Annotated in this window: 21 protein-coding genes; 17 read left to right on the top strand and 4 right to left on the bottom strand. The window is 58.0% G+C overall.

Going from position 1 to position 25,461, the window contains the following annotated elements; translation table 11 throughout:
• Positions 1–38 precede the first annotated feature (38 nt).
• Positions 39–842 (bottom strand): inositol-1-monophosphatase, encoded by an 804-nt coding sequence (gene suhB / locus JEM67_RS21285; protein ID WP_013814158.1) that lies wholly within the window; start codon positions 840–842, stop codon positions 39–41.
• Between the two features lie 119 nt (positions 843–961).
• On the opposite strand from suhB, the gene trmJ reads away from it, so the two are divergent.
• From trmJ to sseB, 11 genes are all read left to right on the top strand, one after another.
• A complete protein-coding gene (gene trmJ, locus JEM67_RS21280) occupies positions 962–1,696 on the top strand; it encodes a tRNA (cytosine(32)/uridine(32)-2'-O)-methyltransferase TrmJ (protein WP_006327339.1) in 735 nt (244 codons plus the stop codon).
• A gap of 194 nt (positions 1,697–1,890) precedes the next feature.
• Positions 1,891–2,385, top strand: a complete 495-nt coding sequence (gene iscR, locus JEM67_RS21275; RefSeq protein ID WP_020828166.1) for a Fe-S cluster assembly transcriptional regulator IscR — start codon at positions 1,891–1,893, stop codon at positions 2,383–2,385.
• A gap of 54 nt (positions 2,386–2,439) precedes the next feature.
• Positions 2,440–3,654, top strand: coding sequence for an IscS subfamily cysteine desulfurase (locus tag JEM67_RS21270; protein ID WP_199636906.1), 1,215 nt, complete (start codon positions 2,440–2,442; stop codon positions 3,652–3,654).
• Positions 3,655–3,678: 24 nt separating this feature from the next.
• Positions 3,679–4,065, top strand: coding sequence for a Fe-S cluster assembly scaffold IscU (gene iscU, locus JEM67_RS21265; RefSeq protein ID WP_004952090.1), 387 nt, complete (start codon positions 3,679–3,681; stop codon positions 4,063–4,065).
• A 125-nt stretch (positions 4,066–4,190) separates the two neighbouring features.
• A complete protein-coding gene (gene iscA, locus JEM67_RS21260; RefSeq protein WP_004952089.1) occupies positions 4,191–4,514 on the top strand; it encodes an iron-sulfur cluster assembly protein IscA in 324 nt (107 codons plus the stop codon).
• A 63-nt stretch (positions 4,515–4,577) separates the two neighbouring features.
• Entirely contained in the window at positions 4,578–5,099 is a 522-nt protein-coding gene (hscB, locus tag JEM67_RS21255) for a co-chaperone HscB (protein WP_199636909.1), read from the top strand.
• A 26-nt stretch (positions 5,100–5,125) separates the two neighbouring features.
• A complete protein-coding gene (gene hscA / locus JEM67_RS21250; protein ID WP_199636911.1) occupies positions 5,126–6,976 on the top strand; it encodes a Fe-S protein assembly chaperone HscA in 1,851 nt (616 codons plus the stop codon).
• Between the two features lie 2 nt (positions 6,977–6,978).
• Positions 6,979–7,314: an ISC system 2Fe-2S type ferredoxin gene (gene fdx / locus JEM67_RS21245; RefSeq protein WP_004952086.1), complete on the top strand. Its 336-nt coding sequence runs from the start codon at positions 6,979–6,981 to the stop codon at positions 7,312–7,314.
• 32 nt (positions 7,315–7,346) lie between these two features.
• The gene (gene iscX / locus JEM67_RS21240) at positions 7,347–7,547 is read left to right on the top strand and encodes a Fe-S cluster assembly protein IscX (protein WP_006327336.1); all 201 of its coding nucleotides are present in this window, start codon (positions 7,347–7,349) and stop codon (positions 7,545–7,547) included.
• Positions 7,548–7,770: 223 nt separating this feature from the next.
• Positions 7,771–9,066 carry an aminopeptidase PepB gene (pepB, locus tag JEM67_RS21235; protein WP_199636913.1) on the top strand — a complete coding sequence of 432 codons (1,296 nt, stop codon included), beginning with the start codon at positions 7,771–7,773 and terminating at the stop codon, positions 9,064–9,066.
• A gap of 89 nt (positions 9,067–9,155) precedes the next feature.
• Positions 9,156–9,986 carry an enhanced serine sensitivity protein SseB gene (gene sseB / locus JEM67_RS21230; protein ID WP_199636915.1) on the top strand — a complete coding sequence of 277 codons (831 nt, stop codon included), beginning with the start codon at positions 9,156–9,158 and terminating at the stop codon, positions 9,984–9,986.
• Positions 9,987–9,997: 11 nt separating this feature from the next.
• Here the strand turns inward: sseB and JEM67_RS21225 are convergent, their stop codons facing one another.
• The 3 genes from JEM67_RS21225 to JEM67_RS21215 all read right to left on the bottom strand — a co-directional run bounded on the left by JEM67_RS21225 (position 9,998) and on the right by JEM67_RS21215 (position 13,890).
• The gene (locus JEM67_RS21225; RefSeq protein ID WP_013814151.1) at positions 9,998–10,786 is read right to left on the bottom strand and encodes a MurR/RpiR family transcriptional regulator; all 789 of its coding nucleotides are present in this window, start codon (positions 10,784–10,786) and stop codon (positions 9,998–10,000) included.
• 166 nt (positions 10,787–10,952) lie between these two features.
• On the bottom strand, positions 10,953–12,311 hold the full coding sequence (locus JEM67_RS21220; protein WP_199636917.1) for a 6-phospho-alpha-glucosidase: 1,359 nt from the start codon (positions 12,309–12,311) through the stop codon (positions 10,953–10,955).
• Positions 12,312–12,324: 13 nt separating this feature from the next.
• The gene (locus tag JEM67_RS21215; RefSeq protein WP_197929921.1) at positions 12,325–13,890 is read right to left on the bottom strand and encodes a PTS transporter subunit EIIC; all 1,566 of its coding nucleotides are present in this window, start codon (positions 13,888–13,890) and stop codon (positions 12,325–12,327) included.
• A gap of 292 nt (positions 13,891–14,182) precedes the next feature.
• On the opposite strand from JEM67_RS21215, the gene JEM67_RS21210 reads away from it, so the two are divergent.
• The 6 genes from JEM67_RS21210 (at position 14,183) to rodZ (ending at position 25,452) form a co-directional block, all read left to right on the top strand.
• Complete coding sequence (locus JEM67_RS21210; RefSeq protein ID WP_199636919.1) at positions 14,183–19,174, top strand: alpha-2-macroglobulin family protein; 4,992 nt, start codon at positions 14,183–14,185, stop codon at positions 19,172–19,174.
• A 61-nt stretch (positions 19,175–19,235) separates the two neighbouring features.
• Positions 19,236–21,560, top strand: coding sequence for a peptidoglycan glycosyltransferase PbpC (pbpC, locus tag JEM67_RS21205; RefSeq protein ID WP_199636921.1), 2,325 nt, complete (start codon positions 19,236–19,238; stop codon positions 21,558–21,560).
• 182 nt (positions 21,561–21,742) lie between these two features.
• A complete protein-coding gene (ndk, locus tag JEM67_RS21200) occupies positions 21,743–22,168 on the top strand; it encodes a nucleoside-diphosphate kinase (protein ID WP_004952077.1) in 426 nt (141 codons plus the stop codon).
• 280 nt (positions 22,169–22,448) lie between these two features.
• On the top strand, positions 22,449–23,645 hold the full coding sequence (locus tag JEM67_RS21195) for a bifunctional tRNA (adenosine(37)-C2)-methyltransferase TrmG/ribosomal RNA large subunit methyltransferase RlmN (RefSeq protein WP_013814146.1): 1,197 nt from the start codon (positions 22,449–22,451) through the stop codon (positions 23,643–23,645).
• Between the two features lie 87 nt (positions 23,646–23,732).
• Positions 23,733–24,479 (top strand): type IV pilus biogenesis/stability protein PilW, encoded by a 747-nt coding sequence (gene pilW, locus JEM67_RS21190; RefSeq protein ID WP_006327320.1) that lies wholly within the window; start codon positions 23,733–23,735, stop codon positions 24,477–24,479.
• A complete protein-coding gene (gene rodZ, locus JEM67_RS21185) occupies positions 24,469–25,452 on the top strand; it encodes a cytoskeleton protein RodZ (RefSeq protein WP_199636923.1) in 984 nt (327 codons plus the stop codon). The genes pilW and rodZ overlap by 11 nt, the downstream gene beginning before the upstream one ends.
• Positions 25,453–25,461 lie beyond the last annotated feature (9 nt).

The raw sequence follows: 25,461 nt of genomic DNA, 5'->3' as shown, positions 1-25,461 counted from the left end.
GCAGCGCTTTTTCTTTATTATTCAATCACTTCTCGATATTAACGCTTCAGCGCTTCGCTCAGTTCTTCACGCATGGTAGAAAGCATGGCTTTCACTACGCGCGGGTTACCTGCAACCACGTTGCCGGAGCTGAAGTGGTTATGGCCGCCAACAAAGTCGGTCACCAGACCGCCAGATTCGCGTACCAGCAGTTCGCCGGCAGCAAAGTCCCACGGCTTCAGGCCAATCTCGAAGAAACCGTCAACGCGGCCGGCGGCCACATAGGCCAGGTCCAGCGCGGCGGAGCCGGTGCGACGGAAGTCTGCACACTGAGTGAACAGTTTGCCAACCACGTTGATGTAAGGGGTTGCGTGCTGTTTAACCTTGAACGGGAAGCCGGTAGCCAGGATGGTGCCATCCAGATCTTTGGCATTGGTGCCGCGCAGGCGGTAGCCGTTGAGCTGTGCGCCTTGGCCGCGGGCAGCGGTAAACAGTTCGTTGCGCATTGGATCGTAAACCACGGCCACTTCAGTACGGCCTTTGATGCGTACGGCGATGGAAACGGAGAAGTGTGGGAAACGTTTAATGAAGTTTGAGGTGCCATCCAGTGGATCGATCACCCATTGTACATCCTGATCTTCGCCGACCAGCTCACCGCGTTCTTCGGTAATAATAGTGTGTTGCGGATAAGACTTGCGGATCACGTCGATGATCAGATGCTCTGCATCGCGATCGACGTTAGTGACAAAGTCATTGGTCCCTTTCTGGGTCGCTTCTACAGCGTCCGGGGTTTCGTAGTTTTTGGCAATCAGGTTACCGGCCTTGCGCGCAGCGCGCACGGCGATAGTCAGCATCGGATGCATGGGTATCTTCCAACTAGGATGTTAAAGAACAGGAAACGGCGCGAAGTATAGCAGCTGTTCGGCAAAATGCCTATGGCTGTGTTAAGATGCTGTGATTTTCCGCTACGCTCAGAGTTTGTATGCTGCACAACATCCGCATTGTTCTGGTAGAAACCTCCCATACCGGTAACATGGGCTCGACCGCTCGAGCCATGAAAACCATGGGGTTAACCAACCTTTATCTGGTTAACCCGCTGATAAAACCTGATTCGCAGGCGATTGCCCTAGCCGCAGGCGCCAGCGACGTGATCGGCAACGCCACTATCGTTGACACCCTTGATGACGCTATCGCCGGCTGTAGCCTGGTGGTCGGCACCAGTGCGCGTTCACGCACTTTGCCGTGGCCGATGCTGGAACCGCGCGAATGCGGCGTACGCGCCGTGCACGAAGGCGAGCACGCGCCGGTTGCGCTGGTGTTCGGTCGCGAACGCGTTGGCCTGACCAACGATGAGCTGCAAAAGTGCCATTATCACGTCGCCATTCCCGCCAACCCGGATTACAGCTCGCTGAACCTGGCGATGGCGGTGCAGATCCTGGCTTATGAAGTGCGCGTGGCTTATCTCGATCGCCAGCAAGTGGGGGCGCCGCAGTTGGAAGAAACGCCTTATCCTCTGGTGGACGATCTCGAACGTTTCTATCAGCACCTGGAACAAACGCTACAGCACAGCGGCTTTATCCGCCCGGCACATCCGGGGCAGGTAATGAGCAGATTGCGCCGTTTATTCACCCGAGCGCGGCCGGAAGCTCAGGAGCTGAATATCTTGCGTGGCATGCTGACGTCGATAGAGAAACAGGATAAACATCAAGGTAATTAATTTGATGTGGCGTAACGGCCAGTAATAATAGTATTAGTTATCCAATGGTTATAACATGTATTTTATATGCATTTGATATAGCTCAGGACAAAATGTGCTAATACTTGAGTAAATTACTAGGTTAAATAGTTGACTGATTTACTCGGGAATGTCAGAATTTCGGCCATGTTTCACCAACAGGTAACCATTTAGCTATGAGACTGACATCCAAAGGCCGTTATGCCGTAACCGCTATGCTTGATGTGGCATTGCACTCCCAGGAAGGGCCCGTTCCTCTGGCGGATATTTCTGAGCGCCAAGGGATTTCGCTCTCTTATCTGGAACAATTATTCTCCCGTCTGCGTAAAAATGGCCTGGTGGCCAGCGTGCGTGGGCCGGGCGGTGGTTATCTGCTGGGGAAAGACGCAGGTGAGATCGCCGTTGGCGCTGTCATCACTGCCGTCGATGAATCGGTAGATGCAACCCGTTGTCAGGGTAAAGAAGGCTGTCAGGGTGGCGATCGCTGTCTGACTCATACCCTGTGGCGCGATCTGAGCGAGCGCATCAGCGGGTTCCTGAACAACATTACGCTGGCAGAACTGGTGAACAACCAGGAAGTGCTGGTGGTGGCGGACCGTCAGAACAACGATACCCGTCGCACGGCCAACGGTCGTCCGCAAGAAACTATCAACGTTAATCTGCGCGCATAAGCAGCTGGCGATATTTTTTTAGTTTTTGGAAGTGATGTACGGAGCACAAGAGCAATGAAATTACCGATTTATCTCGATTACTCAGCAACGACGCCGGTTGACCCGCGCGTTGCCGAGAAAATGATGCAGTTTTTGACCCTGGACGGGACTTTCGGTAACCCGGCTTCCCGTTCCCACCGCTTTGGGTGGCAGGCGGAAGAAGCGGTAGATATCGCCCGTAACCAAATTGCTGAACTGGTTGGCGCTGACCCGCGTGAAATCGTGTTCACTTCCGGAGCGACCGAATCCGACAACCTGGCGATTAAAGGTGCGGCCAATTTCTATCAAAAGAAAGGCAAGCACATCATCACCAGCAAAACCGAACACAAAGCCGTGCTGGACACCTGTCGTCAGCTCGAGCGTGAAGGGTTTGAAGTGACCTACCTGGCGCCGCAGAGCAACGGGATTATCAGTCTGCAGGCTCTCGAAGCCGCCATGCGTGAAGACACCATCCTGGTATCGATCATGCACGTGAACAATGAAATCGGCGTGGTGCAGGATATCGAAGCTATCGGCGAGATGTGCCGTGTGCGCGGTATCATTTACCACGTTGACGCTACCCAGAGCGTGGGCAAACTGCCTATCGATCTGAGCAAGCTGAAAGTCGATCTGATGTCGTTCTCCGGCCACAAAATCTATGGCCCGAAAGGCATTGGCGCGCTGTACGTGCGTCGTAAACCGCGTATTCGCATCGAAGCCCAGGTTCACGGCGGCGGTCACGAGCGGGGTATGCGTTCCGGCACCCTGCCTGTGCACCAGATCGCCGGTATGGGCGAAGCCTACCGTATCGCCAAAGAAGAGATGGCGACGGAAATGGCGCGCCTGCGTACGCTGCGCGATCGTCTGTGGAACGGCGTGAAAGATATGGAAGAAGTGTATCTGAACGGCGACCTGGAACACGGCGTTCCGAACATCCTCAACGTCAGCTTCAACTATGTTGAGGGCGAATCGCTGATCATGGCGCTGAAAGACCTGGCCGTTTCTTCAGGTTCCGCCTGTACCTCCGCTAGCCTTGAACCCTCCTACGTGCTGCGCGCGCTGGGGATGACCGACGAGTTGGCGCATAGCTCGATCCGTTTCTCTCTGGGGCGTTTTACCACGGAAGAAGAGATCGATTACACCATTCAACTGGTGCGTAAATCCATCGGCCGTCTGCGCGACCTGTCTCCACTGTGGGACATGTTCAAGCAGGGCGTGGATATCAACAGCATCGAATGGGCACATCATTAATTCTCAGGATTCAGGAGCAAGGTCATGGCTTACAGCGAAAAAGTAATCGATCATTATGAAAACCCACGTAACGTGGGCTCGTTTGACAACGAAGATCCTACCGTTGGTAGCGGCATGGTGGGTGCACCGGCCTGTGGCGACGTGATGAAGCTGCAGATCAAAGTCAACAATGAAGGCATCATCGAAGACGCCCGCTTCAAGACTTACGGCTGCGGTTCCGCCATCGCCTCCAGTTCGCTGGTGACCGAATGGATGAAAGGCAAGTCTCTTGATCAGGCCGAAGCGATCAAAAACACTCAGATCGCCGAAGAACTGGAATTGCCGCCGGTTAAAATTCACTGCTCTATTCTGGCTGAAGATGCCATCAAAGCAGCGATCGCCGACTACAAGAGCAAGCACAGCGCCAAGTAGTTTTTGTGTAGGGGCGCTGTATATTGCGCCTGCGTTGATCGGGGCGAAGATATTCGCCCCCTGCACCGGTTTGCTCCCCAACACCGGTTTTGCAAGAGGTTGGGGATATTGAGTGTGAGGTTGTGATGTCAATTACCATGAGCGACAGCGCTGCGCAGCGTGTTCAGGCTTTTATGAATAACCGCGGCAAAGGTCTGGGTTTGCGTCTGGGGGTAAGAACCTCCGGCTGCTCCGGGATGGCTTATGTGCTGGAATTTGTTGACGAAATGAACGATGACGACATCGTTTTTGAAAACAAAGGCGTCAAGGTGATCATCGATGGCAAGAGCCTGGTCTACCTTGACGGTACCGAGCTTGATTTCGTTAAGGAAGGCCTGAACGAAGGCTTCAAGTTCAACAACCCCAATGTCTCGAGCGAGTGCGGCTGCGGCGAAAGCTTCAACGTCTGACAGCCCATCGTGCTCCCCCGCGTGCTGCGGGGGAACCCCATCCGATAACGCCCAGAGCACGCTATGGATTATTTTACTTTATTCGGGCTGCCAGTTCGCTATTCCGTGGACGGCGGCCTGCTTGCCTCTCGCTATCAGGATCTGCAGCGCCAATTCCATCCCGATCGCAATGCCCTCCAGCCAGAACGCGAACGCCTGATGGCGTTGCAGCAGGCGGCGACCATCAATGAAGCCTACCAAACGCTGAAGCACCCATTAAAGCGTGCGGAGTATATGCTATCTTTGCACGGTTTTGATTTGGGTAATGAGCAGCACACGGTGCGCGATACCGCGTTCCTGATGGAACAGCTGGAACTGCGTGAAGAGCTCGATACCATTGAACGCAAAGCGGATGCAGAAAGCCTGCTGGCCGCTTTTAGCGCGCGGGTGAACGAGACGGTCAAACAGCGCAGTGCGATGATGGTGCAACAGTTGGATAGCCAGCAGTGGTCTGACGCCGCCGACACCGTGCGTAAGCTGCGCTTTTTGGACAAACTCCAGCAACAGGTTGAACAACTCGAAGAAAAACTGCTGGGTTTTGAGTAATACATTCTGATTGTGGAAGCTTCAATATGGCCTTATTACAAATTAGCGAGCCTGGCCTCAGCGCCGCACCGCACCAGCGCCGCCTGGCTGCCGGTATTGATTTAGGCACCACCAATTCTCTGGTCGCCACGGTACGCAGTGGGCAGGCGGAAACGCTGGCCGACGCGCAGGGGCGCGATTTATTGCCCTCGGTGGTGCACTATCAGACTGACGGGTTGCGCGTAGGTTGGGAAGCGCGCCAGCAAGCGGCGCAGGATCCGGCCAATACCATCAGCTCGATCAAACGCATGATGGGCCGCTCGCTGGCCGACGTTCAGCAGCGTTACCCGAACCTGCCGTACCAATTCCAGTCCAGCGATAACGGCCTGCCGATGATCGTCACCGCCGCCGGTCTGGTGAATCCGGTAGGCGTTTCCGCCGACATTCTCAGGGCACTTTCCACTCGCGCACAAGCGGCGCTGGAAGGGGAGCTCGACGGTGTCGTGATCACCGTTCCCGCTTATTTTGATGATGCACAGCGCCAGGGCACCAAAGACGCAGCGCGTCTGGCCGGCCTGCATGTGCTGCGCCTGCTGAACGAACCGACCGCTGCGGCGATTGCCTATGGCCTGGATTCTGGTCAGGAAGGCACCATTGCGGTTTATGATCTGGGCGGCGGGACCTTTGATATTTCCATTCTGCGCCTGAGTCGCGGGGTGTTTGAAGTGCTGGCCACCGGCGGGGATTCTGCGCTGGGCGGCGATGACTTTGACCACCTGCTGGCCGACTGGTTGCGCGAGCAGGCCGGCGTGACCGATCGCAGCGATCACGGTGTCCAGCGCCAGTTATTGGATGCGGCTATCGCCGCCAAAATTGCGTTGAGCGATGCCGACAGCGTCAGCATCGACGTGGCCAACTGGCAAGGCGAAGTGACCCGCGCACAGTTCGATGCGCTGATAGCGCCACTGGTTAAACGCACCCTTATGGCCTGCCGCCGCGCTCTAAAAGACGCCGGTGTCAGCGCGGAAGAGGTGCTTGAAGTGGTGATGGTGGGCGGCTCCACTCGCGTGCCGCTGGTGCGTGAGCAGGTGGGTGCGTTCTTTGGCCGCACGCCGCTGACGTCTATCGATCCGGACAAAGTGGTCGCCATCGGCGCGGCGATCCAGGCCGATATCCTGGTGGGTAACAAGCCGGACAGCGACATGCTGTTGCTGGACGTGATCCCGCTGTCGCTCGGTCTGGAAACCATGGGCGGTCTGGTCGAGAAAGTGATCCCGCGCAACACCACCATTCCGGTGGCGCGCGCGCAGGAATTCACCACCTTTAAAGACGGCCAGAGCGCGATGATGATCCACGTGTTGCAGGGTGAACGTGAGCTGGTGCAGGATTGCCGCTCGCTGGCGCGCTTCTCGCTGCGAGGTTTACCGCCAATGCCTGCCGGGGGCGCACATATCCGCGTTACCTTCCAGGTGGATGCGGACGGCCTGCTGAGCGTCACGGCGATGGAGAAATCCACCGGCGTTGAAGCTTCGATCCAGGTGAAGCCGTCTTATGGCCTGTCCGACGGCGAGATCGCCGACATGATCAAAGACTCGATGGCCAATGCGCACAGCGACGTTGGCGCGCGCATGCTGGCGGAACAGCGGGTAGAGGCATCGCGGGTGCTGGAAAGCCTGCAGGGTGCCTTGGCCAGCGATGCCGCCTTGCTGAGCGAAGCTGAAAGCACGGCTATCGACGCTGCGGTGGAAGGCCTGCAACAGGCGACGCAGGGCACCGATCCTGCCGCCATTGAAGCCGCAATTAAAACATTAGATGCACAAACGCAAGATTTTGCCGCGCGCCGTATGGATGCTTCCATTCGCCGCGCGCTGGCTGGCCATTCTGTGGATGAGGTTTAATCATGCCTAAAATTGTTTTCCTGCCCCATCAAGATCTCTGCCCGGAGGGGGCTGTACTGGAAGCCGAGCAAGGAGAGTCGATCCTTAACGTTGCCTTGCGCAACGGGATTGAAATCGAACACGCCTGCGAGAAATCCTGCGCCTGTACCACTTGCCACTGCATCGTGCGCGAAGGCTTTGATTCGCTTGAAGAGAGCAGCGAGCTGGAAGACGACATGCTGGACAAGGCCTGGGGTCTGGAGCCGGAAAGCCGCCTGAGTTGTCAGGCGCTGGTCGCCGATGAAGACCTGGTGGTAGAAATGCCGCGTTATACCGTTAACCATGCGCGTGAGCATTAATTGCTAGTCGCGGCGCAGAGCTGGAGATCATAATGGGACTGAAGTGGACCGACAGCCGTGAAATCGGCGAAGCCCTGTACGACCAATACCCGGATACCGATCCGAAAACCGTACGTTTTACCGACATGCATCAGTGGATTTGCGATCTCGAAGAGTTCGACGACGATCCTCAGGCTTCCAACGAAAAAATACTGGAAGCGATTCTGCTGGTCTGGTTAGATGAAGCGGAGTAAATAGCGTAACGGGCTGCCTTGGGCGGCCCGTTTATTTTGTATCCGACATACCCGTCGTCTTTCAAACTGCAGCGTTGTTACCTGCACGATCACACCCCAGTCACTTACCTGAGTAAGCTCCTGGGGATGAGATCGCTGGCCGCCTAGCTGCAATTTGAAATCCATAGGGTATGCAATAAAGCCCTAATGAAATAATAAAGGGAACATCCGGAGTGAGAAGGCTATGACAACTGAAATTATGCTGGTAACGCTGTCGCACCAACCTGCCGACGCTCGCTGGGGCGAGAAAGCGTTGCTGAGCACCAATGCGGAAGGGATGACCATTCACCTGACCGGCAACGATAAACTGGGCAGCGTTCAGCGCGCCGCGCGTAAAATCGACGGTCAGGGCATCAAAAAAGTGAAGCTGGCCGGTGAAGGCTGGGATCTGGAAAACAGCTGGGCATTCTGGCAGGGGTTCCGTGGGCCGAAAGGCAAACGCAGCGTTGAGTGGGCAGAACTGCCGGAAGCCGACCATAAAGAACTGGAACAGCGCCTGAAGATTGTTGACTGGGTGCGCGACACCATCAATATGCCGGCAGAAGATCTGGGACCGGAGCAACTGGCAACCCGCGCCGTCGATCTGCTGTGTGATGTCGGCTGTGATGCCGTCAGTTACCGCATCACCAAGGGTGAAGATCTGCGCGAGCAGAACTACGCGGGCCTCCACACCGTGGGCCGCGGTTCCGACCGTTCCCCCGTGCTGCTGGCGTTGGATTTCAACCCGACCGGCAACCCGGATGCGCCGGTCTTCGCCTGCCTGGTGGGGAAAGGCATTACTTTTGACACCGGCGGTTACAGCCTGAAGCAAAGCGCTTTTATGGACTCGATGAAGTCCGACATGGGTGGTGCAGCCACCATTACCGGCGCACTGGCGCTGGCTGCCGCTCGCGGCCTGAAGCAGCGCGTGAAGCTGTTCCTGTGCTGTGCCGACAACATGGTCAGCGGCAATGCCTTCAAACTGGGCGACATCATTCGCTATCGCAACGGCAAAACCGTTGAGGTGATGAATACCGATGCGGAAGGGCGTTTGGTGCTGGCCGATGGCCTGATTGACGCTTGCGAGCAAAATCCCGAGCTGATTATCGACTGCGCCACCCTGACCGGCGCGGCGAAAACGGCGGTAGGTAACGATTACCATGCGCTGTTCAGCTTTGACGATGCGTTGGCGCAGGAACTGTTGACCAGCGCGGCGGCGGAGCAAGAACCTTTCTGGCGCCTGCCGCTGGCCGAGTTCCACCGCAGCCAATTGCCGTCCAATTTTGCCGAGCTGAACAACGTGGCAGGCCCGGCTTACACCGCCGGCGCCAGCACCGCGGCTGCCTTCCTTTCGCATTTTGTGAAAAACTATCAGCAAGGCTGGTTGCACATCGACTGTTCCGCGACCTACCGCAAAGGCGCGGTGGATCAGTGGTCCGCCGGCGCGACCGGTCTGGGCGTGCGGACTCTGGCTAATCTGCTGCTGAGCAAAGCCAAATAATTGAAAGCCCGCTGCAGCGGGCGGTAGAATATGGTTTATCCTCGGGGCCCAGCATGCTGGGCCCCGTTATTTAATTGCTGGAGTTTGCCATGAGTTCCCATCATCACGATGCCGCCCCGGGCGAGAACGAACTTGAACGTCTGCTGAAGCTGGCGGTGACGGAGCCGGCCCATCGCCCGGCGTTTTTCCGCGAGTTGCTCGATGCCACGGTATTGATTCTCGGCGACAGCGATCAGGTGCAGCAGGACGGCGATATTACGCTGAATGCCGATACTCCGGTGAATATCCAGCACTGGGAAAAACAGGACGGCGGCAGCATCATTCCGTTCTTCTCCTCGCTGGAAGCGTTGCAGAAAGCCGTCGAAGATGAACAGCCGTTTATCGCTATGCCGGCGCGGGTGTTGTTCGAGATTACCGAAGGCGCGGATCTGTTCCTTAACCCGAAAGCCGAGTACGGCAAAGAGTTCTACCCCGAGGAAGTCGCGATGTTGCTGGCTACCGGCGGCGTAGCCAAGCCTGCGGAACGCTATATCGACAAGGATACCCAGATCCTGTTGGGCCAACCGGAAGAATATCCGTCCTCGATGGTGGATGCGTTGACCACGCTGTTCAGCCAGCGCAAACCGGTACGCCGCGCGTTTCTGGCGCTGATGCATGATCAGGCGGTGGATGAAAAGCCTAACCTGCTGGTGGGGCTGGAAGTGGATGGCGATCAAGGGGATATCGAAGCCTTGATCAACGAAGCCGGCAGCGTAGCCAGCGAAACGGCACCCAACGACGAACCGGTAGATTTTTGTCTGGTGTCGGAAAAAGAGCGTGGGGTCAGCCATTATCTGATCACCCATACTCAACCTTTCTATCAGCGCCGTTGGGGCAGTTGGTTGCGTAACATCATTCCTTCCACAGACAAAACGCAGTAACCCTTCTCTTGCTACCGTGCGGCGCGCAGCCCGCCGGTAGCGCTCAACAGCAATAAATCCATCAGCATCACCAGGTTCGATTCGAACGAGGTTATCTCACCGGCATCGACCGCCGCGTCACTGGCGTCGTCGTACAACGGAAAGTGGATATCCGCCAACGGCGCTAACGGGTTGATGGAGGCACGGGTAAAAGCCACCACTTTCATACCTATGTTGCGCGCGATGCGCGTCTTGTCCAGTACCTGCTCGGTCTTCCCGCTGCGTGAAATCACGATCAGCACCCGGTATTTAGGCGCGTTGTTGAGGAAAATACCGCGGCTGTCGCCGCCGCCGGAGACAAAGGCGCTTTTACCGAGGATCTGCAGCTTCTTTTCCAGATATTCGGCAAACAGATGCGAAAAGCCGGTGCCGTACAGGTAAAAACTTTCTTCCTGCTGCAACAGGTCGCTGAATGCGGCGATTTTCTCTGCGCTGACGTAGGCAAAGGTTCGCTGGTAGTTGGCGATAAACTGTTGAAACGCCGCTGGCAGGTTGCCGGGCGAAGGGGAGGTGAGCACCAGCGTTGGATTATCGCTCAGCAGCTGTTTGATGGTGAACAGCAGCTCGCTGTAGCCGCTGAACCCCAGTTTATGACATAAACGCATCACGGTAGCGGTGGAGACAAAGGTTTCGCGCGCCAGCTCGCGTACGGTGAGTTTGCCTACCTGCAGGGCATGGTCGGCGATAAAGGCCAGCACCCGGTATTCGGCGCGGGTGAGATCCTCGCCGCGTTGCAGCAAAGAAGCCAGACGGTTATCCAAGAAATATGCCTCCGGTGGCAAGCGTTGCCTTATCCTAGGGGGCGCAGGGCGGCGATTCAATGCAAAAGAGAGCGGCCAGCCCCGAAAGGCCGGCCGGGTACTGCAATGGGCGCCGGAAAACCACTGAATCATACTAAAACAGAAGATGACGGCTACCGGGTACAAATTATTGCGCGATGCCTTCTTTATAGGCTTGCGTCAACTGCGGCCAATAATCCTGATTGGCGGCTATCATATCGTCCAAAATCGCTTTGGCATGCTGCATGGTTGGCACGGTACGGTTGAGAGTGAACGCTTGCAGCGCCTTCTCATAGCTGCCTTCCAACGTCGCTTCCACCAGCAGCTGTTCGCAGGCCAGTTGTTGTTCAATCAGCCCCTTGTAGAACAGCGGAATTTTACCGACCGTTACCGCTTCCGGGCCGTTAGCCGTGATGTAGGCCGGCACTTCCACCATGGCATCGTAAGGCAGGTTGGCGATGGCACCGCGATTTTCAACGATCACCAAATGGCGCTGACGCAGATCAAAGGCCAGCGAGCGTGCCACGTCGACAATAAACGAGCCGTGCACGCCAACGTGGAAAGCATCGGGCAGAATGCCGGTTTTTTTGTACTCGGCCGCTGCGGCAAACAGCTTTTTCTCGCGGCCGTCCATCACTTCGTTGGCGCGGGTATAGCCCGGACTTTGATGTTCCACGATCTGATTTGGCATCAGGTAATACTGCATATAAGGGTTTGGCAGGTATTCCGGGAAGTGGTCCATCAGCGGCTTGATGTTGCGCCAGGTTTTGACCCAGGAAGGATCGGAATGCTGCGGATCGGTGGCTGCCGCGTCTTCGGTCAACAGGCCAAACCTGGCGATGTGCTCGCGCAGCTGCGGCAGGCGATCGACGCCGTCGACCAGCACCTGAGTGAACCAACCAAAGTGGTTCAAACCAAAGTAATTTACGGTTACCGCTTCGCGATCGACCCCCAGCACCGCCGCTATATTGCGCATCGCCGCCACCGGCATGTCGCAGATGTTCAGCACTCGCGCCTGTGGACGCAGACGGCGCACCCCTTCGGCCACGATCGCCGCCGGATTGGAGTAGTTGACGATCCAGGCGTTGTCCGCATAGCGCTCGACCAGGTCGATCAGTTCAACCATCGGCAAAATGGTGCGAAGCCCGTACGCCAGCCCGCCGGGCCCGCAGGTTTCCTGGCCCACCACGCCGTGGCGCAGCGGAATTTTCTCATCCTGTTCGCGCATGTTGTACTGGCCGACGCGCATTTGCGCGAACACGAAGTGGGCGTGGCTGAATGCCACCTCCGGGTCGGTGGTGATCGTCAGTTTGATGCTCTGGCTGTGATCGCGGATCACCTTCTCCACCACCGGGGCGATGATGTCCTGCCGCTCGCCGTCAATGTCGTACAGGCGGATCTCCGCCAGCGGAAAATCAGCGAGACGTACCATCAGGCTTTTAACGATGCCCGGCGTGTAAGTGCTGCCGCCACCGGCAATGGCGAGAATGAACGGGGGTTTGGTCATGGTAATTCTCCTGTTAAAGCGCGGTTTCGACCGCTTCACGCATTTTCTTGACGTGCAACCCATACACCACCTGCACATTGTTGCCGGAGCGAATGACGCCCTTGGCACCGGTGGTTTTTAGCTGCTGCTCATTGATGGTTGAGATATCGCGAACCCTGACCCGCAGGCGGGTATAGCAGTTGTCCACCCCCTCGATATTTTGTTTGCCCCCCAGCCCGGCGATGATGACATGGCCGATACTGTCACCTGTGGCTGGCGGTGCGGCGGTGGGGGCTTTGCCTTGGTAATCGGCTTTGGAATACAGCCGGGTTTCCGTTTCATCGCTTTCGCGGCCGGGGGTTTTGAGATCGAACCTCAGGATCAGGAAACGGAACAGCAGGAAATACAGCGCCGCCATAATCAACCCGACCAGGATGTACATCGGCCAGTTGGATTTTTCGATGCCGAGCGGCAGGTTATACAACACAAAATCAATCACCCCGTTGGCGCCGATGGCATGCACGCCGAACAGGTAAAACAGCATCATGCCGACCCCGGCCAGCACCGCATGCACGCCGAACAGCAGCGGGGCGACGAACAGGAACGAAAACTCCAGCGGTTCGGTAACACCGAGCAGGAAGGACGTGAAAGCCGCCGGGATCAGGATCGCCTTGGCGGCATTTTTGCGTTCCGGTTTGGCAGTGACATACATCGCCAGCGCCGCGGCGGTCAGGCCAAACATTTTGCTGATGCCGCGTGCGTCCCACACCACCGTCGGGCTGAGCTGCTTCACGCTGTGGCAAGCCATTTCAGCGAAGTAGATATTGCGCGCCCCCTGATAGGCGGTACCGCAAACCTCCTGCGTGCCGCCCAGTTCGGTGTACAGGAAAGGCGTATAGACCAGGTGGTGCAGGCCGGTGGGGATCAAAATGCGTTCCAGAAAGCCGTAAACCAGTACGCCAAACGCCCCGGCGCCGTGAATCGCGTAGGCCAGATGGGTAATGCCCTGTTGGGCGTACGGCCACAGATAGCTGAGAGCAAAACCCAACGCAATAGCCAGTGGGATCGCCAGAATGGTGACGAAGCAGTGGCCGGAATAGATCGCCATCACTCCGTTAAACTGCACGCCGGAGTAGCGGTTATAGAGATAGCCCGCCACGCCGCCAATCAGAATGCCGGCGAACACGCCCATCTCCAGCACCTGCACGCCCAGCACCATGCCCTGGCCGGCTGCGCGCATCTGCTCCGCCGGCACCAGTTTGCCGTGCAGCTGCAGGGTGATATTCATGGCATTGATAAAAATGATAAAGGTCACCAGACCGATCAGCGCCGCGTAGCCTTTATCGCGCTGTGCCAGCCCAATGGGAATGCCGACGGCAAACACCAGCGCCAGGTTGGCCAGAATGGCGACGGCGGAACGGGAAACCAACTGGCCAAAGTCTTGCACCAACGGGTGATTCAGCAGGGGGATATAGCCCGCCAGATTGCCGTTGCCAAACAGGTTGCCGAGGGCGATAAACAGCCCGACGATCGGCAGAATCAATACCGGTCCGTACAGCGACTTGCCAAAATCCTGCAGCACGTTAACTGCTCTGTTCATTGCATGCCCTCATTATTGCTATTCGTATCGGGGGTCAATCGGGTTGAATCTGATGCTAGCAGCGCCGTGATTGCTTATCTATCTATCCTATTGTTTTAAAAACAAATAACTCTAATGGTAACAAGTAACGTTACGCAGTGTGATCGGCGTAACAGTTCTTTGCATAGCGCTTCGCCATTACGCTCGACACAGATTGAAATGTTTCACGGCTTGGGGAGCAGCGCTGCTATTATTCATCCATATCCGGATATTGCGCCGACAAGTCGCGCAAACGCTGCCAGGGAGTTAAACGATGAAACCATGCCGTTCAGGGGCATTCGCGTCAGGCAAGAAACTTTGTCAGGGGATCGCATTGGCGGGGGGCTTGCTGCTGCTGGCCGCCTGCGATGATGGCGGTCAAAAAACAACCGTGGCGCAAGCCGATGGGCCGACGAACAGCGCCACGCAGGCGAAACGGCCGGATGCCGCCGCACTGGCGGTGCTGGCGAAACGCGACGCAGGCAAGCCGCTGACGTTGCTGGATGCTTCCGAACTGCAACTCGATGGCGCCAGCGCCATGGTGCTGACGTTTTCTTTGCCGCTGGATCCGAACCAGGATTTCGCCGCACGGGTTCACCTGGTCGACAGCGTCAGCGGTAAAATCGACGGTGCCTGGGAGCTGTCGGATAACCTGATGGAGCTGCGGTTGCGTCATCTGCAACCCAACCGCAAGCTGGTACTGACCGTTGAAGGCGGCCTGAAAGCGGTCAACGGCGCCGAACTGGGCCAACAACAGCAACAAACCCTCGCCACCCGCGATATCAAACCCAGCGTCGGCTTTGCCGGCAAAGGCTCGCTGCTGCCGACCAAGCTGGCGCAGGGGTTACCGGTGATGGCGCTGAACGTCGACAACGTGGACGTTAACTTCTTCCGGGTGAAGGCCGATGCCTTACCGGCGTTTCTGGCCAACTGGGAATATCGCAACGCGCTTTCCAGCTGGGAGTCGGAAGAGCTGTTGAAAATGGCCGACCTGGTCTACAGCGGCCGCTTCGATCTCAACCCGCAACGCAATACCCGCGAACGCCTGCTGCTGCCGCTGAATGGTATCGAGGCGTTGCAGCAGCCCGGCGTTTATTTGGCGGTGATGCAGCAGGCCGGTCATTACGGTTACACCAATCCGGCGACCTTGTTCACTCTCAGCGATATCGGCGTTTCGCTGCACAGCTACCACGATCGTCTGGACATCTTTACCCAGGGGTTGGAAGGCGGTGCGGCGCTAAGCGCGGTTGAGCTGCGCCTGCTGGATGAGAAAGGCCAAACCCTGGCCCAGGGCACGACCGATAAGCAAGGGCATGCTCAACTGGCGAAAAACAGCAAGGCGCGCTTGTTGCTGGCTACCCAACAGGGCCAGACCAGCATGATAGATCTCTCGACGCCGGCGCTGGATCTGGCCGAGTTTGATATCGCCGGGCCGGAAGGTTACAGCAAGCAGTTCTTCGCTTTTGGCCCGCGCGATCTGTATCGGCCGGGCGAAACGCTGATCGTCAACGGTTTACTGCGCGATGCCGACGGCAAGCCGCTGCCGGCCCAACCGGTGAAGGTGGATATCGTCAAGCCGGACGATCAGGTGGCACGTAGCTTTGTCTGGCAGCCGCAGGACGGTTTGTATCAATACCAGTATCAAATCCCCGAGGGCGGGCCGACCGGCAACTGGTCGCTGCGCTTTAACCTGGGGGATAACCAGCCGCGGCTTTACGGCTTCAAGGTCGAGGATTTCCTGCCGGAGCGCATGGCGCTCGACATCACCACACAGAAAACCCCGCTGCAACCCGACGCGCAACTGGTGTTTGACGTCACTGGCCACTATCTGTACGGTGCGCCGGCTTCCGGCAATCGCCTGCAAGGACAGGTGTTCCTGCGGCCCCAGCGTGAGGCGGTCAGCAGCCTGCCGGGCTATGAATTTGGCTCGGTGACGGAAGAAAGCCTGTCACGCAATATGGACGAGTTCGATCAGGCGCTGGACAGTGCGGGCAAGGCGCAGGTGGCGGTAGACAGCAGTTGGGCCGAGGTGAAATCCCCGCTGAAAGCGATCCTGCAGGCCAGCCTGCTGGAATCCGGCGGCCGCCCGGTAACGCGTCGCGCCGAACAGGCGATCTGGCCTGCCGATGCGCTGCCCGGCATTCGGCCGCTGTTCAACAAACAACAGATTTATGACTACCGCAGCGACAGCTATCAGGCTCAACCGGTCGTGGATGAAAACACCCAGGCCGGCTTTGATATCGTTTACGCCAATGTCGCCGGGGAGAAGCTGGCGGCCAGCGGGCTGAAGGCCCGACTGGTGCGTGAGCGCCGCGACTATTACTGGCAATGGTCGGAAGGGGAAGGTTGGCAGTCGCTGTATGACAAGAAAGATCTGCCGCTGGCGGAACAGACCCTGGATATTGCCGCCAACGGCAGCGCCAAGGTGAGTTTCCCGGTGGAATGGGGCGCGTATCGCATTGAAGTGGTGGATCCGCAGAGCAACCTGATCACCAGCCTGCGATTCTGGGCAGGTTACAGCTGGCAAGACAACACCAACGGCAGCGGCGCGGTGCGGCCGGACCAGGTGAAACTGAAGCTGGACAAGCCGGCCTATAAGCCGGGCGAAAAAGTAAAACTGCACATTGAAGCGCCGGCCGCCGGCAAGGGGTATTTGCTGGTGGAATCGAGCGATGGCCCGCTGTGGTGGCAGGAGCTGGAGGTGCCGGCCGGCGGTGTCGATGTCGAGGTGCCGATTAACCAGGACTGGAAGCGCCACGATCTGTATCTCAGCGCGTTGGTGATCCGCCCTGGTGACAAACAGCAGCAGTCGACGCCGAAGCGAGCGGTGGGCCTGTTGCATCTGCCGCTGGTGGACGAAGGGCGCAAACTGGCGCTAACGCTGGATGCGCCGCAGCGTATGCGGCCGAATCAGACGCTGACGGTGAAGGTCAAGGCGACCCATAGCGAAGGCAAACCGCCGCAGCAAATCAACGTACTGCTCTCCGCCGTGGACAGCGGCATTCTCAATATAACCGACTACGCGACGCCGGACCCGTATCAGGCATTCTTCGGCCGCAAGCGCTACAGCGCCGATCAGTACGATGTCTACGGGCAGTTGATTGAGGGGAAAGGGCGCCTGGCCAACCTGCGTTACGGCGGTGACGGCGACGACGAAGATGCGCTGTCGCGCGGTGGTAAAAAACCTATTACCACAGTGACCATCGTGGCCCAACAGGCGCAGCCGGTTAAGCTGGACGCCAAGGGCGAGGGCGAGATCCAGATCGCCATTCCGGATTTTAACGGCGAACTGCGGCTGATGGCGCAAGCGTGGAGCGACGAAGACTTCGGCAAGGCGGAGGCCAAAACCGTGGTTGCCGCGCCAGTGGTGGCAGAGCTGGCGACGCCGCGTTTCCTGGCCGGGGGCGACAGCACCCAGTTGGCATTGGACGTCAGCAATCTGTCCGGCCAGCCGCAGACGCTGACGGTGAAATTGGCCGCCAGCGGATTGGTGGCGCTGCAAGGTGCGGGTGAACAGCAAGTCAGCTTGGCAAACGGCAAACGCACTACGCTGCAGATACCGGTGCAGGCGCTGGTGGGCTTTGGCCAGGGGGAGGTAGCGCTGAGAGTCAGTGGCCTGACGCTGCCGGGTGAAACGCTGAAAGATTATCAGCATACCTGGAAGATTGGCGTGCGCCCGGCTTACCCGGCGCAAACCCGCCAGTTCGCCAGCGTGATCCGTGCCGGTGAAAGCTGGAGCCTGCCGGCAGATGCCGCCGCTGGCCTGGTGCCGACAACCCTGGAGGGGCAATGGCTGTTAACCAGCAGGCCGCCGATTAATCTGGCGCGTTATATCAGCGAGCTTTACGCCTATCCGTACGGTTGCCTGGAACAAACGACCAGCGGGCTTTATCCGTCGCTGTATACCAACCGGGCGCAACTGAGCGCATTGGGCATCAAAACCGGCAGTGATGAAAACCGCCGCAGCAGCATCGATGCCGGCATTGAGCACTTGCTCAGCATGCAGCGCTTTAACGGCGGTTTTGGCCTGTGGAACCGCGACAGTCAGGAAGAGTTCTGGCTGACCGCCTATGCCACAGACTTCCTGTTCCGCGCCAGCGAGCAGAATTACAGCGTACCGGCCGATGCATTGACCGCGGCCAATAACCGCCTGCAGCGCTATTTACAGGACCGCAGCCAGATCGACGTCGCCTATACCCCGTTCCCTGATCACACCCGCTTTGCGGTGCAGGCCTATGCCGGGTTGGTGCTGGCACGTCAACAGCAGGCACCGCTTGGCGCACTGCGGCAGCTGTATGAACGCCGTGCCGACGCTCGCTCAGGCTTGCCGCTGGTGCAGCTTGGTGTCGCGCTGAAGCTGATGGGGGATATGCCGCGCGCCAATCAGGCGATCGAGCAAGGGTTGGCGACACAGCGCAACGCCAAGGATTACTGGCTGGAAGATTACGGCAGCCCGTTGCGTGACGATGCGATGATCCTGGCGCTGCTGACCGAAAATAATCTGCTGCCGGCGGTACGCGACCAACGCTTGCTGTCGCTGTCTGAGCGGCTTAACGGCGAGCGTTATCTGTCCACGCAGGAGAGTAATGCTCTGTTCCTGGCGGCGCGTAACTTGATCGGCAGTGCTGAAACGCCGTGGCAGGCGCAAACGGTGCAGGGCAAGACGCTGTCCGGCAACCAGGCACTGACGCAAAGCCTGTCCGCCGAGCAGGTGGTCGCGGGGCTGCAACTCACCAATACCGGCAGCGGTACGCTGTACAGCCGCGCCGATCTGGTCGGTTACCCAGAGCAGGCGCCGCAGCCGCAGAGCAATGTGCTGAACATTCGCCGTGAATTCCTGGGATTGGACGGCAAACCTGTGGATCTGACCCAGTTGAAAAGCGGACAGCTGATTCTGGTGCATCTGGATGTCTGGGCCGATAACGCGGTGCCGGACGCGCTGGTCGTCGATCTGTTGCCAGCCGGTCTGGAGCTGGAAAACCAGAATCTGGGGGACAGCAGCGCCAGCCTGGGCGAAAGCGCCAGCAGCGTGACCGAACTGTTGCAGGACATGCAGCAGGCCGATATCAAGCACCAGGAGTTCCGCGACGATCGCTACGTGGCGGCGGTGAATATCGACGGCTACCGTCATACTACGCTGCTGTATCTGGCGCGTGCGGTGACGCCGGGTGCCTATCTGGTGCCGGCTCCGCAGGTTGAGTCGATGTATGTGCCCGCCTGGCGTGCGTTAGGCGCTACGCCGCCGCGACTTGAGATTGCCCGATGACTTACCTTGTCCCGCCCCGGAGGTTTAACCGGTGGCGGGGCAAGGGAGCGATGTTTTTCTTATGACTCTCTTCCTCGCCCATTTGCGCCGCCGCGGGTTAATTTGGCTGCTGGTGATTTTATTGCCGCCCGCTTTGCTGTGGCTGGCGGACCGGCTGTGGCCGTTGCCGCTGAAAGATGCCGAGATGGCCCGAGTGGTGGTGGCGGAAGACGGCACGCCGCTGTGGCGCTATGCCGACAGCGACGGCGTGTGGCGTTATCCGGTGACTTTGCAGCAGGTGTCGCCCTATTACCTGCAAGCGTTGCTGACCTATGAGGACCGTTGGTTTTATCAGCATCCCGGTATCAACCCGTTGGCGCTGGCTCGCGCCGCCTGGCAGGACCTGCGCAATGGGCAGATTGTTTCCGGCGGCAGCACGTTGTCGATGCAGGTGGCACGCCTTATCGATCCCCATCCGCGCACGCTGGGTGGCAAATTACGGCAGGTGTGGCGTACCGCGCAGCTGGAATGGCATTTATCGAAAGATCAAATCCTCGAAATCTACCTTAACCGGGCGCCCTATGGCGGCACGTTGCAGGGGATTGGCGCGGCAAGCTGGACCTATCTGGGCAAACCGCCTTCGGCACTCACGCGTGGAGAAGCGGCATTGCTGGCGGTATTGCCGCAAGCGCCCAGCCGTTTGCGGCCGGATCGTTACCCGGAGCGGGCGCAGGCCGCACGGGACAAGGTGCTGGAGCGGCTGGCGTATTACCGCGTTTGGCCGGCGCAACAGGTGAATGAAATTCGCCAGGAAGCGCTGTGGCTGGCATCGCGTCAGGTACCTCAGTTAGCGCCGTTGCTGGCGCGGCGCATGACGCAGGGTAACCGCAGCCAGGTCGTAACGACCACGCTGGACGCCACGTTACAGCGGCGGCTGGAAGAACTGGCGCGCGGCTGGAAGAGCCAATTGCCGGAAAAAACCTCGGTTGGCGTGCTGGTGGTCGATCACACCAACATGAAGGTGCGCGCCTACCTGGGCTCGTTGGATTTCAATGACAACGGCCGTTTTGGTCATGTTGATATGGTGGCGGCATGGCGTTCGCCAGGATCGACGCTCAAACCCTTTTTATATGGGCTGGCGCTGGACGATGGGCTAATCCACGCTGAATCGCTGTTGCAGGATGTGCCGCGTCGCTTCGGCGATTACCGGCCCGGCAATTTTGATACCGGTTTTCACGGTCCGGTCAGCGCCAGCGAGGCGCTGGCGCGCTCGCTCAATCTGCCGGCAGTACAGCTGCTGGAGGCTTACGGTCCAAAACGCTTTGCCGCCAATTTACGCAACGTGGGCGTGGAACTGCGGCTGCCGGCCCACGCCGAACCGAGCCTGGCGTTGATTCTGGGAGGAGCCGGCGCGCGGTTGGATCAGTTGGTCGCCGGGTTCAGCGCATTGGCCCGTCAAGGCAAAGTGGCGCCGCTGCGATTTACGCCTCGGCAAGGGCTTTACGATCGCCAGTTGCTGTCGCCGGGCGCAGCCTGGATTGTGCGGCGCATATTGGCGGGAGAAGCGCGCCCGTTACCGGATGACGTGCTGCCTGCCAGCGTGCCGCTGGCGTGGAAAACCGGCACCAGTTATGGCTACCGCGACGCCTGGGCGATTGGCGTTAACGCCCGTTACACGCTGGGCATATGGGTTGGGCGGCCGGACGGCACGCCGGTGGCCGGGCAGTTCGGTTTCGCCACGGCGGTACCGCTGCTAAACCAGGTCAATAATTTGCTGCTGGCCTCTTTGCGCCAGCGCGGGCAAGGGATCCCGACCGATCCGCGCCCGGCGAGCGTCAGCCGCGCGGAGATCTGCTGGCCTGGCGGGCAGCCGCTTGCCGCCGGGGACAGTAACTGTCGCCAGCGACGCCTGAGCTGGATCCTTGACGGAACCTTGCCGCCAACGCTGCCCGCACCGGGCCAGGAAAGCGCGTTGGGCAGCCAACCCCTGGTGTGGCTGAATGCTCGCGGGCTGCGCGTGGCGGCGGATTGCCCGGGGGCGGTGGCGCATCGTTTGGCGCTGTGGCCAACGCCGCTGGAGCCGTGGTTGCCGCCGGCGGAACGCCGCGCCCAACGTTTGCCGGCCGTCGATCCGCGGTGCCCGCTCTTGCAACAACAGGAGGCGCCGCCGCTGTTAATGCTGGGCGTACGCGACGGCGCGATACTGCGTCGCCTGCCGGGTAAAAATGCGCTTGATTTGCGGGTTAGCGCTCAGGGAGGAAGCGGGCAGCGCTGGTGGTTCCTGAACGGCCAGTTGGTGGGGGAAGGGGAGTCGTTGTTGCAGACGTTGACGCAGCCGGGCCGCTACCAGCTCAGCCTGCTGGATGAGAGTGGTCAGGTGGCGCTACGCGGTTTTAACCTCGATTAAGCCGATTTTTCACCTCCGGCCTACAGGGCGCAAAGTGAAGAATGAAGATAATAATTTTTAATGAAATGTTGATTTTCCCGTAGGCAAGCGTTAACGGCGCACATATAATCTGCGCCACTTAAGAAGGCCGGCACGCGTTTAATTGCAGACCGGCCAGTTTTGGAAGCCATATAGAGGCCATCATGACCGTAGAACGTACCTTCTCCATCATCAAACCAAATGCTGTAGCTAATAACGACATCGGCGCAATCTACGCTCGTTTCGAGCGTGCCGGTTTCAAAATCATCGCATCCAAAATGCTGCGTCTGACTCGCGAACAAGCCGAAGGCTTCTACGCTGAGCATAAAGGCCGCCCATTCTTCGACGGTCTGGTTGAGTTCATGACCTCCGGTCCAATCGTGGTTCAGGTTCTGGAAGCTGAAAATGCAGTACAGCGCAACCGTGACATCATGGGCGCAACCAACCCGGACAACGCACTGGCAGGCACCCTGCGTGCTGACTACGCGGACAGCTTCACGGCCAACGCCGTGCACGGTTCTGACGCAGTAGAATCTGCCCAGCGCGAAATCGCTTACTTCTTCAACGAAAGCGAAATCTGTCCGCGCTAATACCCGCGGTCTTTCAAGCCGCCGCGTTGTTGGCTGCAACTTGAAATCCATAGGGTATTCTGTGCTGTGGGTTGCAGGGGCTCGATGAGCATTCACCGGCTGAAACAATAAAAATGCCCTGAATGCCTTTCAGTCGTGGCAACCCGCTACTAAAATTTGTACAATGCCGCGCCCCTGATGAGTCGTCTTGTCAGGGGCGCGTTTTTCAGTGCGATTTAAACGCACACTTACTTTCCATTCTTTAGCGCCATAACGTGTAACAACGAGGCCAGAGATCATCATGTTAGAACCCATCACGTCCGAGCACACCGTGTCTGAAAATAATTCGCTGACTACTCAATCCGTTAACGCGGAAACCCCGGCTACGGCCAAAATCAACCTGCTGGATTTGAACCGTCAGCAAATGCGTGAATTCTTCGCCAAAATGGGCGAAAAACCTTTCCGCGCCGATCAGGTCATGAAGTGGATGTACCACTATTGCTGCGATGATTTTGAGCAGATGACCGATATTAACAAGGTGCTGCGCAACAAACTGCAGAGCGTCGCCGAAATTCGCGCGCCGGAAGTGGCAGAAGAACAGCGTTCAGCCGATGGCACCATTAAATGGGCGATCAAAGTAGGCGATCAGCAGGTCGAAACCGTGTTCATTCCGGACGGCGATCGCGCGACCCTGTGCGTGTCATCCCAGGTGGGTTGTGCGCTGGAGTGCAAATTCTGTTCGACCGCTCAGCAGGGCTTTAACCGTAACCTGCGCGTGTCGGAAATCATTGGTCAGGTGTGGCGTGCGGCGAAAATCATCGGCGCACTGAAAGTCACCGGCGAACGCCCGATCACCAACGTGGTGATGATGGGCATGGGTGAGCCGCTGCTCAACCTGAACAACGTCGTGCCGGCGATGGAAATCATGCTGGACGACTTCGGCTTCGGCTTGTCCAAACGCCGCGTTACCCTGTCTACTTCCGGCGTCGTGCCGGCGCTGGACAAGCTGGGCGATATGATTGACGTTGCGCTGGCTATCTCGCTGCACGCGCCGAACGACAAGATCCGCGATGAAATCGTGCCTATCAACCGCAAATACAATATCGAGACCTTCCTGGCTGCGGTCCGCCGCTACCTGGAGAAATCCAACGCCAATCAGGGCCGGGTTACGGTCGAGTACGTGATGCTGGATCATATCAACGACAGCACCGACGATGCGCACCAGTTGGCGGAGGTACTGAAAGACACGCCATGCAAGATCAACCTGATCCCATGGAACCCGTTCCCGGGGGCGCCGTATGGCCGCAGCTCCAACAGCCGCGTGGATCGTTTTTCCAAAGTGTTGATGGAATACGGCTTTACGACTATTGTTCGTAAAACCCGTGGTGATGATATCGATGCCGCCTGCGGGCAATTGGCAGGTGAAGTGATCGACCGTACCAAGCGTACCCTGAAAAAGAAAATGGCCGGGGAACCTATCAACGTGCGTGCGGTCTGAATCCTATAGCATGATTTTTTTGTTATCTAACAGTCTGTTATGTGAATAGACACCAAGATGACATCAGATAAGGAAATGAATGCGGGCATGAAGCTGAATCTGTGGGGCATGGTGCTGGCGGCCGGTTTACTGGCCGGCTGTTCCGGTTCGTCACCGGAAAAAGACGCGCAACCTGAAGCAGGCCAGACGCGTTTGCAACTGGGGCTGGAATATCTTAAGCAGGGCGATTTGAACGCCGCGCGGCAGAATCTGGAAAAAGCGGCAGACGCTGCTCCACAGGATTACCGTACCCAATTGGGCATGGCGCTTTACGAGCAGCGGATTGGCGAGAATGGCGCGGCTGAACAACGTTATCAGCAGGCGCTCAAACTTGCGCCAAACAATGGCACCGTGCTGAATAATTACGGTGCGTTTCTCTGCAGTTTAGGGCAGTATGTACCGGCACAACAGCAGTTTAGCGCCGCGGCACTGGCACCGGATTATGGTCAGGTTGCCGACAGCCTGGAAAACGCAGGTTACTGTTTTCTCAAGGCCGGACAGAACGATGAAGCACGCACCTTGTTAACGCGTGCCCTGAAGGTCGATCCGGACAAAGGCACTCCACTGTTGGTGGAGGCAGAAAAGCAATTTGGAGAAGGGAAGCGCGCTCAGTCGCAACTTTTATTGGATAGTTATCAACATGTTCTGCCGGCCAGTGCCGACAGCTTATGGTTACAGATTCGTTTCGCCGCGTTAGCAGGTCGTCAGGATAGCGTTCAACGTTATGGCAAGCAGCTAGCGCGAAGTTTTCCACAATCCAAACAGTACCAGCAGTTCTTAGCTAATGAATACTGAAGCCTCCCAAGATAAAACCGTATCCATGACGACAGGCCAACGTCTGCGTCAAGCCCGTGAATCACTCGGGTTGAGTCAACAGGCCGTTGCAGAACGCCTGTGCCTCAAAATGTCTACCGTGCGCGACATAGAAGAAGACAATCTCTCCGCAGACCTTGCTTCGACTTTCGTGCGTGGTTATATCCGTTCCTACGCCAAGCTGGTGCGTTTGCCAGAAGATGAGCTGCTGCCGATGTTGGCCAAGCAGGCTCCGCTGAAGGTGGCGAAAGTCGCGCCCATGCAGAGCTTCTCGTTAGGCAAGCGTCGCAAAAAACGCGACGGCTGGCTGATGAGCTTCACCTGGCTGATTGTTTTCGTGGTAGTCGGTCTGACCGGTGCCTGGTGGTGGCAAAACCACAAGGCGCAACAGGAAGAGATCGCCACCATGGCCGATCAATCTTCCGCCCAGCTTTCGCAAAACAATGAAGGCCAATCAGTGCCGTTGACCGACAGCAATGCCGATAACAGCGCGCCTTTGGCTGACAATGGCTCAACGCCGGTAGATACCGGCGCTGTGCCTGCGCAACAGGCAGCACCGGTTCCGGCCGCAACAGGCAGTGAAACCGCGCAGCAACCTGCGGTGGTTTCACCAAGCCAAGCGCCGCTGCCAGAGACCACGCCTGCGGCTCCGACGGCGCAAGCGCCGCTGCCGACCGGCGAAGCGGGCCTGGCTGCATCGGCCGAAGATCCTAACGCGCTGGTGATGAACTTCTCCTCTGACTGTTGGTTGCAGGTAAGCGACGCCAGCGGCAAGACGTTGTTCAGCGGCACCCAAAAGAGCGGCGGCAAGCTGAACCTGGCAGGCACCGCGCCGTATAAACTGACTATTGGCGCACCGGCCGCAGTACAGATTCAATATCAAGGTAAGCCGGTGGATTTAAGCCGGTTTGTTAAATCAAACCGTGTTGCTCGTCTGACCGTTGCCGCGCAGTAATTGCGCGGC

Origin of the sequence: Serratia sp. PAMC26656 (genome assembly GCF_016469055.2) — a bacterium.
Taxonomy (GTDB): domain Bacteria; phylum Pseudomonadota; class Gammaproteobacteria; order Enterobacterales; family Enterobacteriaceae; genus Serratia; species Serratia plymuthica.
This window is presented reverse-complemented; position numbering and strand designations above follow the sequence as displayed.